The 13,718-nt window shown below is 40.0% G+C and carries 13 protein-coding genes; 7 read left to right on the top strand and 6 right to left on the bottom strand.

The genetic code is table 11. The annotated features are described in order from the left end of the window. Window positions 1-103: 103 nt before the first annotated feature. Entirely contained in the window at window positions 104-544 is a 441-nt protein-coding gene (mioC, locus tag G6Q48_RS20090) for an FMN-binding protein MioC (RefSeq protein WP_166268163.1), read from the bottom strand. A 91-nt stretch (window positions 545-635) separates the two neighbouring features. Beyond that, complete coding sequence (gene asnC / locus G6Q48_RS20095; protein WP_125893840.1) at window positions 636-1,097, bottom strand: transcriptional regulator AsnC; 462 nt, start codon at window positions 1,095-1,097, stop codon at window positions 636-638. Window positions 1,098-1,258: 161 nt separating this feature from the next. Here asnC and asnA point away from each other — a divergent pair, with 161 nt between their 5' ends. After that, on the top strand, window positions 1,259-2,251 hold the full coding sequence (gene asnA / locus G6Q48_RS20100) for an aspartate--ammonia ligase (protein WP_102140429.1): 993 nt from the start codon (window positions 1,259-1,261) through the stop codon (window positions 2,249-2,251). Here the strand turns inward: asnA and viaA are convergent, their stop codons facing one another. Both viaA and ravA read right to left on the bottom strand, forming a co-directional pair. After that, on the bottom strand, window positions 2,252-3,709 hold the full coding sequence (gene viaA / locus G6Q48_RS20105) for an ATPase RavA stimulator ViaA (protein ID WP_166268165.1): 1,458 nt from the start codon (window positions 3,707-3,709) through the stop codon (window positions 2,252-2,254). Window positions 3,710-3,711: 2 nt separating this feature from the next. Next, complete coding sequence (ravA, locus tag G6Q48_RS20110; RefSeq protein ID WP_102140431.1) at window positions 3,712-5,229, bottom strand: ATPase RavA; 1,518 nt, start codon at window positions 5,227-5,229, stop codon at window positions 3,712-3,714. A gap of 281 nt (window positions 5,230-5,510) precedes the next feature. Between ravA and rbsD the strand changes: the two genes are divergently transcribed. From rbsD to rbsR, 6 genes are all read left to right on the top strand, one after another. Beyond that, the gene (gene rbsD, locus G6Q48_RS20115) at window positions 5,511-5,930 is read left to right on the top strand and encodes a D-ribose pyranase (protein WP_102140432.1); all 420 of its coding nucleotides are present in this window, start codon (window positions 5,511-5,513) and stop codon (window positions 5,928-5,930) included. 7 nt (window positions 5,931-5,937) lie between these two features. Further along, window positions 5,938-7,452, top strand: coding sequence for a ribose ABC transporter ATP-binding protein RbsA (gene rbsA / locus G6Q48_RS20120; RefSeq protein ID WP_166268167.1), 1,515 nt, complete (start codon window positions 5,938-5,940; stop codon window positions 7,450-7,452). After that, window positions 7,449-8,411 (top strand): ribose ABC transporter permease, encoded by a 963-nt coding sequence (rbsC, locus tag G6Q48_RS20125; RefSeq protein ID WP_102140434.1) that lies wholly within the window; start codon window positions 7,449-7,451, stop codon window positions 8,409-8,411. Before rbsA ends, rbsC begins: the two co-directional genes overlap by 4 nt. Window positions 8,412-8,429: 18 nt before the next feature. Continuing rightward, a complete protein-coding gene (gene rbsB, locus G6Q48_RS20130) occupies window positions 8,430-9,320 on the top strand; it encodes a ribose ABC transporter substrate-binding protein RbsB (RefSeq protein WP_166268170.1) in 891 nt (296 codons plus the stop codon). A gap of 78 nt (window positions 9,321-9,398) precedes the next feature. Beyond that, entirely contained in the window at window positions 9,399-10,328 is a 930-nt protein-coding gene (gene rbsK / locus G6Q48_RS20135; RefSeq protein ID WP_166268172.1) for a ribokinase, read from the top strand. Between the two features lie 3 nt (window positions 10,329-10,331). Next, window positions 10,332-11,333: a ribose operon transcriptional repressor RbsR gene (rbsR, locus tag G6Q48_RS20140; RefSeq protein ID WP_166268174.1), complete on the top strand. Its 1,002-nt coding sequence runs from the start codon at window positions 10,332-10,334 to the stop codon at window positions 11,331-11,333. On the opposite strand, the gene mdtD is transcribed toward rbsR, so the two are convergent. Then, window positions 11,330-12,733 carry a multidrug transporter subunit MdtD gene (mdtD, locus tag G6Q48_RS20145; RefSeq protein WP_102140437.1) on the bottom strand — a complete coding sequence of 468 codons (1,404 nt, stop codon included), beginning with the start codon at window positions 12,731-12,733 and terminating at the stop codon, window positions 11,330-11,332. The genes rbsR and mdtD overlap by 4 nt on opposite strands. 48 nt (window positions 12,734-12,781) lie before the next feature. Next, window positions 12,782-13,480: a FadR/GntR family transcriptional regulator gene (locus tag G6Q48_RS20150; RefSeq protein WP_102140438.1), complete on the bottom strand. Its 699-nt coding sequence runs from the start codon at window positions 13,478-13,480 to the stop codon at window positions 12,782-12,784. Window positions 13,481-13,718: the final 238 nt, after the last annotated feature.

Here is a 13,718-nt window from a genome sequence, read left to right on the forward strand (position 1 = left end):
CACAGGCCTTGTCAGCCTTAAAACTTATACTCTGGATAACTACGGGTTAATACCGGGATCTTCCCTGAGTTATCCACAGTTGATTGCTGTTATTTTAATCAAACTAGAGTTCGTTTGCCCAAATTTTAACCCATTCACCTGCGGGATCTTCCGGTATTTCGTGTTGTTGGACATCAATTTCCAAACATTCACCGATCCTTATACCCCCTTGCTTGATTAATAAAGCATCTATTTTGTGGATCGCTCCACAGAAAGTGTCATATTCAGAGCTGCCGATCCCTACAGAACCAAATTGAACTTGGCTTAGATCAGGAGCGCTTTCTTCTATTGAATCAAAAAGAGGTTGAATATTTTCAGGGAGATCACCTGCACCATGTGTTGAGCTCACCACCAGCCATATGCCTTCAAGTGTTAAGTCATCAAGCTTTGGGCCATGTTGAATTTCAGTTTCATGACCGAGTTCTTCTAACATCTCTGCCATGTGCTCGGCAACATACTCCGCACTGCCCATTGTACTGCCACTTATTAAGGTTACTTTTGTCATGGTGATTCTCTTTCACAATAATAGTGCGCTATTGTACGCTGTGAATGAGCTGGGATCTACCTGTGGATAATGTGGTTATATCATTTTTTTTCTACGGATTGATTGTTCGTAAGATCGGGTTTTGTAAGGAGATCAGTGTTTCTGTGGATTGTATCTCATCAATGGTCTGAATTTTGTTGATAAGTACGTCTTGTAAAGAATCAATAGAACGGCACATCACTTTAATAAAAATGCTGTATTGCCCTGTTGTGTAGTACACCTCGACAACTTCTTCTAAGGCGTCTAATTTTTTTAGTGCGGTTGGGTAATCTTTTGCACTTTTTAAAATAATGCCAATAAAGCAACAAACATCGAAGCCTAATTGTTTTGGGTTTATATCAATACGTGTGCCTTTAATAATCCCTGCTTGCTTCATTTTTTCGACACGGACATGAATTGTCCCGGGGCTAACAGCAAATTTTTTAGCTAATTCAGCATACGGTGTACGTGCATTTCCCATTAATTCGTGAAGTATGTCACGATCGAGATTATCGATTTGATAATTTTCCGGCATTATTTCACCTCTATTTTAACGATTATTCATTTTTATACCTGTTTTTTTATTCAAAATAAACAATAAAGGCTTTTTTTAATGATGGATATTGAATTTATACCTCATTTTGTTGCTTAATCTATACATCAGCTAACACAGCTAACAAATTATGGGAATAAATTATGGACAAGTCATTTATCGAACATCAGCAACAAATTAGTTTTGTGAAATCGTATTTCTCACGTTTACTTGAAAAAGAATTAGGGTTGATTGAAGTTCAAGGGCCAATCCTAAGCCGTTTAGGGGATGGTACTCAAGACAACTTATCTGGCAGCGAAAAAGCCGTTCAAGTAAAAGTGAAATCAATTCCAGGTGCAACCTTTGAAGTGGTTCATTCTTTGGCTAAATGGAAACGTAAAACATTAGGTCGTTTCGGTTTTAGTGAAGGCCAAGGTCTATACACGCATATGAAAGCGTTGCGTCCTGACGAGGATCGCTTAACCCCAATCCATTCCGTCTATGTTGATCAGTGGGATTGGGAAAAAGTGATGGCAGATGAGGAACGTACACTTCCTTATCTGAAGCAGACAGTGGGTAAAATCTATAAGGCAATAAAAGAAACAGAAGCTGCCGTAAGTAAAGAATTTGGGTTGGCACCGTTCCTGCCAGACCAAATCCACTTTATTCACAGTGAAGAGTTGTTACAGCGCTACCCTGATTTAGATGCGAAAGGGCGTGAACGTGCAATCGCAAAAGAACTAGGCGCAGTATTCTTAATTGGTATCGGTGGTAAGCTATCTAGCGGTGAATCACATGATGTTCGCGCGCCTGACTACGACGACTGGACAACAAAAAATGAAGACGGTTTTTGTGGTTTGAACGGCGACATCATTGTGTGGAACCCTATTTTACAGGACGCATTTGAGCTCTCTTCAATGGGAATTCGTGTAAGCCCTGAGTGTTTGACTCGCCAATTAGGCTTAACCGGTGATGAAAAACGTATGGAATTAGAGTGGCACCAAGCGTTAGTAAAAGGTGAAATGCCACAAACTATCGGTGGTGGCATTGGCCAATCACGCTTAGTCATGCTACTTCTTCAACGCCAGCACATTGGCCAAGTACAATGCGGTGTTTGGGGTGCTGAAATGCAAGAATCTGTTGAAGGTATGCTGTAATTAGTGACTAAAGCGGCGTAACAGCCTGCTTTTTAACCCAGTATCAAAACGCCAAATATGGTCAAAGATTTTCATGATGCTGGGTTTCCCATAATTTGATACAGATACCGCATGGAAGCGGTATTTACCTTTCTTCTGCATAGTCTTAATTTTTTGAATCAATTCATCAGGTAAACGCTGAGCAACAAAATCAGAAATCACCACGGCATCTGCATCAATCCACTGTTTTGATTCCAATTTTACTGCGGTTTCTTGTAAACAAGCTGCCAAGTCAGTCCCACCTTTAAATGTTTGATGTAAAAAACGAATACATTGCTCTAGGCCATCAATAGAAAGTAAATCGTAATGCACAATTTCTGTGGAAAATAACATCACATGGCATGAGCGGTTATCTGCCAGCGCAATTTTCATTAATGCAAGGCAAAAGGCTTTGGCGCAGCGTTCATTTAAACCGCCCATCGAACCCGATGTATCAATACATACAACAAATGGCCCTCTTGGCTGCTCTTCATCATGGTGATGGGTAATAGGGCGCAGAACTTTTCTTTCTTGCCAGCTATCCCCTTGTAATCGGTAGGTTAGAAGCTGTTTTTCGAGTAATTTTCGATAAAATTCAAATTCAATATCTTCAAGGCCTAACATGGCGAGTTCTGCAGGTAATAACCGTAAAATATCATCACTTTGATTTAAACCGTTGACTTGCTCAGGTACTATTTCGGGTACCTTTTCCATGATTGTCATGGGCTCAAGAAAAACACTATCGTCAGGAATCGATTGAGCAGATTGGCTACGGCCTAATAATTGCGCTATTTTTTCTAATTCAGGCTGCTGACGTAAAAAATCACTGTATCGGCTTAATAATTGGTCATTATAAGCGGAAGTCATGTTTACACCTTTGGTTAAGTCCCATAGCCTGCCTGCAGCTCGCTCATTTTCGCCTAAGATATCCTCTAAATTGCCACTTAACGCTAATCGGCGTTGTAACTCCGCCAGCAATTGTTCTTTTTCTTGCTCTAACAGTTCTTTATGAAGAGTTGTCACTTGTAAAATTAAACTAACTCGCCATCTTTGAACAAATAATGACTGCCTTGCGCTGCGGTTTTCTATTTTTCCACTTTGTAGCTGATGTGCCTCACGATAAAACGGGGAATCCAGCTGCTGAAGTTTTGCTATAACCCCCGGTAATTGGTTAAAAAAGGCATCTGTCGAAATACCAAGGGATTGACGATAAAGTTCAAATTCTTCTGAAAGTTGTGCGGGAACAAGCGCATCTTGCATACGCTGTTTGAGATCCTTTTTCCAACCCGATAAATCTTTGAGTAAAGCTTTTTTTAATCGAGGGTGTTTTTCAAAAAACACCGCTAATTGAGGGGTTGCCAGTAAAGATATAATGATCTCTTCAATTAATTGGCCTTCATTAACCGAAAGCAACATTTCTAATGTGGCTAAACTCATCATCGTTATTCGGCCACTTTACCCGTGATTTGGTTACGTAATTGGTTTAGCTTTTCTGTGAGTTTCATGAAGCTTTGTTCAATATCTGCAAGCCAGTGCGGTTCAATAAATAAGTTGGGCTGTTGTTTTTCAAACTGATAACGCGCGGTTTGAATCTCTTCTTGAATTTTATCCAGCTTGTCTAGCCACTCTTGGTTATTTGTATTTGGCACTAGCGACGAAGCTTTATCTTGAATATATAAAGTAGATGATTGATGGCTTACATCTAATAACTGTATCTGATTTAAATTATTTACCTCAGCGGCAATTTCTTGTGCAAAGCCAATCCCATTTAGGTGGGCAGATAGTGTTGTTCCTTTATTTAAGAAGGTTATCAGGGATTTTTTATCGGTTGTTACAAAAGTGACTTTCATATTATGCAGTTGCAGTGGGCGATGTAAAAATAGAGTAATTCGACCGTCACCGATATTTTCGGGTAATACATAGGACGCTTTACGAGCAAACATCGCATTGTTTTTATTAACTTTAAATGCATCTTGGTTATTTTGGTCTTGGGTCGATGACATCCATTGCTGATAAGTTTGCTCTATTTCGCGGGTTAACTTTCGTTGTTGCCAGCCATCTTCTTGTAATAATGACTGCAATAGTTTCGGTAACGTATTCATCGACTGCATGTCATGCCAAAGGCAATCTTTTAATAACACAAGATCTAGAGGAGATACGCTATTGCGCCCATTAAAGAAAGCACTTGCTTGTAATAAATAAACTGCTTTTTTCCAACGCCTATCAGAAACATAAAGCTGCTTTTCTGTTGCATCTAATTGTTGGCGTAATTGGTAAATAAGTTCAAAACAGTGATCGGGTAGCGTAATTTTAGGAATTTCTTGTTGCCATTGTTGGTACTCTTCATCACTGATTTTTAAATGCTCTGGCATTTGAGATTCATTCAGCGATGATTTTCCGGTTAATAGCGCGCGAAAATTTTGTTTCTCTTGCACTTTATCCAACCAAATACGCACTAACATTCGGTCGAATAGGGCTTCAAGGCTATTATCTGCATCGGGTAATTCATTTGATGCCGTTACCAATAACCGCATAGGGATGGATTTTTCTTCATCACCATTACGGAATTTGCGCTCATTTACCGCTGTTAATAAGGTATTTAAAATGGCAGGGCCTGCTTTCCATATCTCATCTAAAAATACCACTTCAGCGTCAGGTAAATAACCTTTGGTTAATCGTTCATATCGTCCTTCATCTTTTAGTGCTTGTATTGAAAGAGGACCAAAGATCTCTTCAGGCGTTGAAAATCGCGTCATTAAGTATTCAAAAGCATTTGCATGGCGAAAAGCATATTTCATTCTTCGTGCAATTAAGCTTTTGGCAATACCTGGAGGGCCTAATAGAAATACGCTTTCACCGCTTAATGTGGCGAGTAAGCACAAACGAATAGCTTGTTGGCGTTCATATAAACCGCTTTCAAGGTAATTGCTTAATTGGGCTATTCGTTCAGCAAGCTGCATATTCATTCCTTTTATTAATAGAGGCGTTGATATCAAAACTATCAATTTCTTTTATTACATACTGCGACCTATTTTTCCATTTTTCTTTGATATGCCCCAAGAAATAAGAAAAAACGATTCAGCTATAAGTGATTCAATAAGTTATTGTTTTTTAGCTTTTCTAATGAGAACGAAACGTTTCGATATTGATCACAAATATTAACCATCAATATTGAGTTGTGACTTATCTTTACTATTATTACATGAGCGAAACGTTTCGCTTACTAGAATGGCGGTGAAAAATGAAAAAGGGTATTTTACTTAATGCCAACGTTACCTCGGTAATTGCAAAGTTAGGTCATACAGACCAAATAACGCTTGCTGATGCAGGTTTACCTATTTATCAAGGAACGGAGCGTATTGATTTAGCAATTACGCAAGGCTTACCCGATTTCATGTCAGTTTTAAGTGTCATCACCCAAGAGATGCAAGTCGAAAAAGCCATTCTAGCTGAGGAAATCAGTACCATTAACCCACAAATGGAAGCCGCTATTTTGGCTCACTTACAACAGTTAGAAGTTACTCAAAATAATACGATTGAAATTATTTATTGCAGCCATGAACGCTTTAAACAATTGACTCATGACAGTAAAGCGGTGATCCGCACCGGAGAATGTTCACCGTTCGCTAACATTATTCTTTGTTCTGGTGTGACTTTCTGAGGTGATTATGCAACCTTTATTAGAACTTATCGGGATCGATAAATCATTTCCAGGGGTAAAAGCCCTCAGTGGGGCGACATTAAATGTCTACCCAGGAAAAGTCATGGCGCTGGTGGGGGAAAATGGGGCAGGCAAGTCAACCATGATGAAAGTGCTGACGGGTATTTATAAAAAAGATGCTGGTCAAATCCGCTATTTAGGTAAAGAAGTCGCATTTAATGGCCCTAAAAGCTCCCAAGAAGCAGGAATAGGGATTATCCACCAAGAACTCAATTTGATACCTGAATTAACTATTGCAGAGAATATTTTTCTAGGTCGAGAGTATGTGAATGCGTTTGGTAAAATTGACTGGAAAAAAATGTTCAGTGAATCGGACAAACTGCTTAAACGGCTTAACCTTGATTATGATAGCCATCAAACTATTGCAGAGCTTTCTATTGGCGAACAACAAATGGTCGAAATCGCCAAAGTTCTGAGCTTTCAATCACAAGTGATTATCATGGATGAACCCACCGATGCACTAACAGACACGGAAACAGAGTCCCTATTTAGAGTTATCGAAGACTTAAAAGCTCAAGGCTGTGGCATTGTTTATATTTCCCATCGTTTAAAAGAAATTTTTGAAATTTGCGACGATGTGACCGTGTTCCGCGATGGCCAGTTTATTGGTGAGAAACCCGTGAGTGAGTTAGAAGAAGAAAAACTCATTGAAATGATGGTTGGTCGTAAGCTTGAAGACCAGTACCCGAGGGTCGAGGTAGAAACCGGAAACATTAGGCTGCAGCTTGAAGGGGTATCTGGACCTGGTGTAACAAATGCCAATTTCACCCTGAAGAGTGGGGAAATTTTAGGTGTATCTGGCTTGATGGGCGCGGGGCGTACAGAGTTGATGAAAATCATCTACGGCGCGGCGGCAAAAAAATCAGGCACGATAAAACTGGAAGGCAAAGCCGTAACACTGAAAACACCACAAGATGGCTTAAACAGTGGCATTGTTTATATTTCAGAAGACCGTAAACGAGATGGATTAGTATTAGGCATGTCAGTGAAAGAAAATATGTCATTGACAGCATTACGTTATTTCAGTCGTGCAGGGGGAAGCCTCAAGCATAGTGAAGAACAGCAAACCGTTAGCGATTTCATTCGGTTATTCAATATTAAAACCCCGTCTATGGACCAAATAATTGGCAACCTTTCAGGTGGAAACCAGCAAAAAGTGGCCATTGCGCGCGGTTTGATGACAAGACCAAAAGTACTGATCCTCGATGAGCCAACTCGTGGCGTAGACGTTGGTGCTAAAAAAGAAATCTATCAACTAATTAACCAATTTAAAAAAGAAGGGCTGAGTATCATTTTAGTTTCTTCAGAAATGCCTGAAGTAATAGGAATGAGTGACCGCATTTTGGTGATGCACGAAGGTCATATCAGCGGCGAATTTTCAGCCAAAGACGCGACTCAGGAAGCCTTAATGGCTGCCGCAGTGGGTAAAAATTATGGCTCAGTTCAGGAGTTATCAGTATGAGTTCAACTACCGCATCATCAAAACGCTGGTTCAGCAAAGCATGGCTGATGGAGCAAAAATCATTAATCGCACTCTTAGTTTTGATTGCCATCGTATCAACATTAAGCCCGAATTTTTTTACGGTTAATAACCTATTCAATATCTTACAACAAACCTCCGTCAACGCCATTATGGCCGTTGGGATGACGCTAGTTATCTTAACCTCGGGTATTGATCTCTCTGTTGGGTCCTTATTGGCCTTAACGGGCGCGGTTGCAGCTTCCATGGTCGGGGCGGAAGTTAATGCGCTAGTGGCTGTTGCGGGGGCATTAGCACTCGGTGCCGCGATCGGTGCATGCACCGGGGTGATTGTTGCAAAAGGAAAAGTCCAAGCTTTCATTGCGACTTTAGTCATGATGCTACTATTGCGTGGTGTGACACGAGTTTATACAGACGGTAGCCCTATCAATACAGGGTTTAGTGATAACGCAGACTTATTTGGCTGGTTTGGTATTGGCCGCCCATTTGGTATTCCTACCCCAGTCTGGTTAATGATTATCGTGTTTGCAGCTGCATGGTATATGTTGCACCATACTCGCCTTGGTCGTTACATCTACGCACTTGGTGGGAATGAAGCGGCTACCCGTCTTTCTGGTATTAATGTTGATCGCATTAAAATAGTGGTTTATGCCTTATGTGGAATGCTAGCAGCATTGGCGAGTGTCATTGAAGTTGCACGTTTATCATCGGCTCAGCCAATGGCAGGTAATGGTTATGAACTTGATGCTATCGCTGCGGTTGTACTTGGTGGTACCAGTCTTGCTGGTGGTAAGGGGCGTATAGTCGGAACATTGATTGGTGCGCTTATCCTTGGTTTTTTAAACAATGGATTAAACTTATTAGGTATTTCGTCAAACTACCAGATGATTGTTAAAGCTGTCGTCATCTTACTTGCTGTACTTGTTGATAATAAAAAGTAACCCTACAGGAAAATTATTATGAAACTGAACAAACTAGCAACGTTATTATCTGCAGTTGCACTGAGTGCAACTGTTAGTGTCAATGCGATGGCGAAAGATAGTATTGCACTCGTCATTTCTACATTGAATAACCCATTCTTTGTGACAATGAAAGATAGCGCACAAAAAGAAGCGGATAAATTGGGTTATGAACTGATTGTTTTAGATTCTCAAGACAACCCAGCCAAAGAGTTAGCAAACGTACAAGATTTAACCGTTCGCGGTACAAAATTAATGTTAATTAACCCAACGGATTCAGATGCGGTGGGCAACTCAATATTAATGGCTAATAAAGCCAATATACCTGTCATCACTTTAGATAGAGCGGCTAATAAAGGTGAAGTTGTCAGTCATGTGGCATCCGACAACCGTATGGGCGGGAAAATGGCTGCTGACTATATTGCACAAAAAACAGGCAAAGAAGCTAAAGTGATTCAATTAGAAGGTATTTCAGGTACATCAGCAGCACGTGAGCGCGGTGAAGGTTTTAATACCGGAGCGAAAGAGCACAAATTCAATTTACTGGCGAGCCAACCCGCTGATTTCGATAGAACAAAAGGCTTGAACGTAATGCAAAACTTGTTAACGGCACACCCTGCTGTTCAAGCGGTATTTGCACAAAATGATGAAATGGCATTAGGTGCGTTAAGAGCTTTACAAACCGCAGGCCGTACTGATGTTCTGGTTGTTGGCTTTGATGGAACAAATGATGGTATTAAAGCCGTTGAAGGCGGAAAATTAGGTGCAACTATTGCACAGCGCCCAGACCAAATTGGGATTGTTGGTGTACAGATTGCAGATAAAGTCTTAAAAGGCGAGAAAGTGGATCCAACGGTTCCGGTTGAATTGGAATTAGTGGTTAAACAATAAGATAAAAACCGCCATGGCGCACTGTGGCGGTTTATTTAATTTGCGATCCATTGGGTCATAAAAAAGGAAATAAACGTTATGGGTATAGCTAAGCTGGTGGTTCTCGGTAGTATCAATGCGGATCATATATTAAATGTTAAGCATTTCCCTCAGCCGGGTGAAACTGTTAGAGGCGATCATTACCAAGTTGCATTTGGCGGGAAAGGTGCCAACCAAGCTGTTGCAGCAGGTCGCAGTGGTGCTGATATAACGTTTATTGCTTGTGTTGGTGATGATGATATTGGTGAGAGTATAAAAAAACAGTTATTTCTCGATAATATTAAAACCGAATGCATTGATGCCATTGAAGGTGAAACGACAGGTGTTGCTCTTATTTATGTGAACCAACAAGGGGAAAATACAATTGGTATCAATGCAGGTGCAAATGCGCGACTTACCAAAGAAAGATTAGCTCAATATCAGCAAAAAATTGTGGAAGCTGATGCGGTATTGATGCAACTGGAATCCCCTATTGAAACAGTACAAATGGCTGCTGAAATAGCGAAGAAAAACAATACGAAAGTCATTTTGAACCCTGCACCGGCTCAATCATTACCAGATTCATTATTATCACTAGTTGATATCATCACACCAAATGAAACAGAAGCTGAACACCTAACAGGTATTGCTGTTAATGATAATCAAGGTGCTCAGGATGCGGCTGAAGCTTTACATCAAAAAGGTATCAGTAAAGTGATGATAACACTCGGCTCTCGAGGCGTTTGGTATAGTGAAAAAGGTAGTGAAGGCAAAATAATTTCTGCATTTCGCGTAAAAGCAGTGGATACTATTGCCGCAGGTGATACATTCAATGGGGCTTACGTTACAGCTCTGCTTGAAGGTAAAGCTGACGAAGAAGCGATTATTTTTGCTCATGCAGCGGCGGCGATAGCTGTGACTCGCCCGGGAGCTCAACCCTCAGTTCCATGGCGTAAAGAAATTGACCAGTTTTTGACTCAACAGGATTAACTTGTGGCAACAATGAAAGATGTGGCACGCCTTGCAGGGGTGTCGACGTCCACCGTCTCTCACGTTATTAACCAAAATCGCTATGTCAGCGAGAGCATTACCATACGCGTTAAAAATGCGATTGAAGAGTTAAATTATGCACCTTCTGCTTTAGCGCGTAGTTTGAAGATGAATCGTACGAATACAATTGGGATGTTACTGACAACAAGTAATAACCCATTTTACGCAGAGGTAGTGCGGGGTGTAGAACGTAGTTGCTACGAACGTGGTTATAGTTTGATTTTGTGCAACACTGAAGGTGACCTTCAGCGAATGAATCATAGTTTAGAAACCTTGCTACAAAAACGTGTTGATGGGCTACTGATTATGTGCACAGAAGTACAGGGGCCATCAAAAAATGTTTTGGCTCGTTACCCTGCTGTGCCAACAGTTATGATGGATTGGTCACCTTTTGAGTCGGAAGGCGATATCATTCAAGATAACTCTTTTCTTGGTGGAGAAATAGCCACTCGTTACCTTATCGAAGCTGGTTTCTCTCGTATTGCATGTATTGCAGGGCCACAAGATAAATCACCAGCAAGAGCGCGTCATCAAGGTTTTATTCAAGCCATGACAGATGGCGGCATTAATATTTATGATGACTATATCATTTTCAGTGATTTTGAATTTGCTGGTGGGTTTGAGTCAATGAATAAATTGCTTAGCTTACCAACCCCTCCCGAGGCCATTTTTGCAGGTAATGATGCGATGGCGGTAGGCGCTTATCAAGCGATATACCAAAAGGGTTTGAAAGTGCCTGATGATATTTCAATCATTGGTTATGATGATATCGATCTTTCGCCTTATATGATCCCGCCATTAACAACAATTCATCAGCCAAAAGATAAGTTAGGCCAACAGGCTGTTGACCAACTTATTTATCGTATGGATAACCCAGAGGCAAATGCGAGTGTTTTGGTTCTTACCCCTGAGTTAATTGAACGTCAATCGGTTAAAAAATATTAATTCTTCGCTTTTTTGGTTTTATTTTTTATTAAATTATCACCGTCTGTCTTACTTAATAATAAGAATACAAAAGCCGAGATAAGCGTAATGACGCCAACGGTAATAAAGGTGTAATGGAAATTATCGACCGTATTGCTATTAGGTTGTCCACCATAGAAGTTTAAGATTGCAGCACTGACTGCGATACCGAAGCTTATCGATAGCTGCTGAGTCACAGCTAACATACTATTTCCCGCACTTGCATTATTGTCTGTTAAATCAGCCAGGCAAATAGTATTCATTGCGGTAAATTGTACAGACATCACCATTCCTAAAATAAATAAAGGTACAACTAACAGATAAATCGACATACTTGGTGATTGTAAGGAAAACTGTGCGATCATTAATCCTATAATAATGGTGATGACAAATAATGTATTACGGTAGCCATATTTAGTTAGGATCCGAGTAACCCCTGATTTAGCAGTGATTGAACCTATTGCTAGTGGTGCCATCATCATTCCCGCCACAACGGCTTCGTAGCCGAAACCTACTTGCAGCATTAATGGCATTAAAAATGGAATACTGCCTGTTCCTAAGCGTGTTGCGATATTACCGCTGATCCCAATAGAAAAAGTGCGAGTTTTAAATAAATTCAAGGGGATTATTGCATGCTTAGTACGTCTTGCATGGAAAATATAAACAAATAAGAAAAGAAAGCCGACTAAAACAATAGTGACTGGAATCGATGTTGAAAGAGACTTATCACTGAATAAGTCTAGGCTGACAGATAGCATGACTAAACCAGAACCAAACAATAAGAACCCTAAAGTATCAAATTTACGTTTTGGCATTTTAAAGTCTGGCATATGTTTTAACGCATAAAAGATACCTAAAACACCAATAGGAATATTAATAATAAATATCCAATGCCAAGTTGCATAGGTGACTAATATACCACCTAACAGAGGTCCCAATATTGGGCCAACTAAACCAGGAATGGTGACAAAATTTAATATTGGTAGTAATTCACTTCGAGGGTAAGCCCTTATTAAGGCTAAACGAGCAACTGGCATCATCATTGCCCCACCAATACCTTGAATAACCCTAGAGGTCACTAAAAAGTTTAAAGAAGGCGAAAGGGCACAAAGTAATGAACCAAAAGAAAACAAGGAAACCGCTAAAATGAATATACGTCTTGTACCAAATCTATCTGCAAACCAGCCACTAACAGGGATCAATAGAGCAACAGTAAGCGTATAACTGACTACGGCGGATTGCATCGCAAGCGGCGAGTGATCAAGGCTTTTTGCAATATCGGGTAAAGCCGTATTCAAAATGGTGGCATCGAGCGCTTGCATGAAAAAGGCCATTGCTGCAATCCATGGAAGGCCTGACATATTTTTAGCTGTTTTGAACATCAGTTACCTATACAAGTAAATTAAAGCTTCAATTGGAGTATTGTTTTGTTAGTCTTGCTTTTGGGTAATTGTTAATAAGTTATAGCAAAGGTCGAGTGCTATTGTACTTTTACCATGAATAATTGCATTGGCAAGTTGTTGATGAATTTCGACCTCTATAACCTCATTATCAGTGATGACATCAAAGTAACGCTGATAAATAGAACGGAATAAATTAGCAAAAGAAATTAGGAAGGGATTGGCACAAGCTTTGTAAATAGTTAAATGGAAATGGTAATCAACTTTCACCCAATGCGCCCTGTCAAATTCTTTGGCGAGTAACTGCATTTCACTTGCTAATAATTGTAATGATTGTTTTTGTTCTTTTGTTGCATGTATAGCCGCAAGATAACAAGCTTGAGGTTCTATTGCGAGTCGAACCATTTTAAAGTGTTCCATCACGACCGATTGCTCTTCACTATTGGACCACCATGTTAAGAGATCTTGGTCTAAAAAATTCCAATTTGAGGGTGGCATAACACGGGTACCTATTTTGGGGCGTGCTAATACCATTCCTTTTGCCGCTAATATTTTTATTGCTTCTCTTATCGCTGTTCGACTTGCTTGGAATTGTTCTGATAATTCTAATTCGCTAGGTAAAGTGGAATCAGGTAAATAGGTGCTGGTTAAAATCAGCTGGCCAAGATTTTCTGCAATAATATAAGAACGATTTTTTTGTGAGGCGGTTTGTTGCTTACTTAATTCCATAATTCATCTCAAAGCATAATTCTTAGATACATATATTACGTGAGTAGGTGCGCAATTGCTGCTGAAATAGTCAATATATAGACCGAATTTAACTTATAAATACCTTTTTGGCTAAAAAAAACACGAACAAAATAAAAATTCAAAAAAACACTTGCGAGAATTTTTCGACTCCCTATAATGCGCATCCGTTGTCACGACAAACCGGTTAGAAGAAAACTTCATAACCCAGTGATAACAG

The organism is Providencia sp. M-27 (assembly GCF_011077905.1).
GTDB classification, from domain to species: domain Bacteria; phylum Pseudomonadota; class Gammaproteobacteria; order Enterobacterales; family Enterobacteriaceae; genus Providencia; species Providencia huaxiensis.

Coding starts and splice junctions, on each gene's coding strand:
- mioC (WP_166268163.1), bottom strand. CDS start 544: ATGACAAAAGTAACCTTAATAAGTGGCAGTACAATGGGCAGTGCGGAG.
- asnC (WP_125893840.1), bottom strand. CDS start 1,097: ATGCCGGAAAATTATCAAATCGATAATCTCGATCGTGACATACTTCAC.
- asnA (WP_102140429.1), top strand. CDS start 1,259: ATGGACAAGTCATTTATCGAACATCAGCAACAAATTAGTTTTGTGAAA.
- viaA (WP_166268165.1), bottom strand. CDS start 3,709: ATGATGAGTTTAGCCACATTAGAAATGTTGCTTTCGGTTAATGAAGGC.
- ravA (WP_102140431.1), bottom strand. CDS start 5,229: ATGCAGCTTGCTGAACGAATAGCCCAATTAAGCAATTACCTTGAAAGC.
- rbsD (WP_102140432.1), top strand. CDS start 5,511: ATGAAAAAGGGTATTTTACTTAATGCCAACGTTACCTCGGTAATTGCA.
- rbsA (WP_166268167.1), top strand. CDS start 5,938: ATGCAACCTTTATTAGAACTTATCGGGATCGATAAATCATTTCCAGGG.
- rbsC (WP_102140434.1), top strand. CDS start 7,449: ATGAGTTCAACTACCGCATCATCAAAACGCTGGTTCAGCAAAGCATGG.
- rbsB (WP_166268170.1), top strand. CDS start 8,430: ATGAAACTGAACAAACTAGCAACGTTATTATCTGCAGTTGCACTGAGT.
- rbsK (WP_166268172.1), top strand. CDS start 9,399: ATGGGTATAGCTAAGCTGGTGGTTCTCGGTAGTATCAATGCGGATCAT.
- mdtD (WP_102140437.1), bottom strand. CDS start 12,733: ATGTTCAAAACAGCTAAAAATATGTCAGGCCTTCCATGGATTGCAGCA.
- G6Q48_RS20150 (WP_102140438.1), bottom strand. CDS start 13,480: ATGGAATTAAGTAAGCAACAAACCGCCTCACAAAAAAATCGTTCTTAT.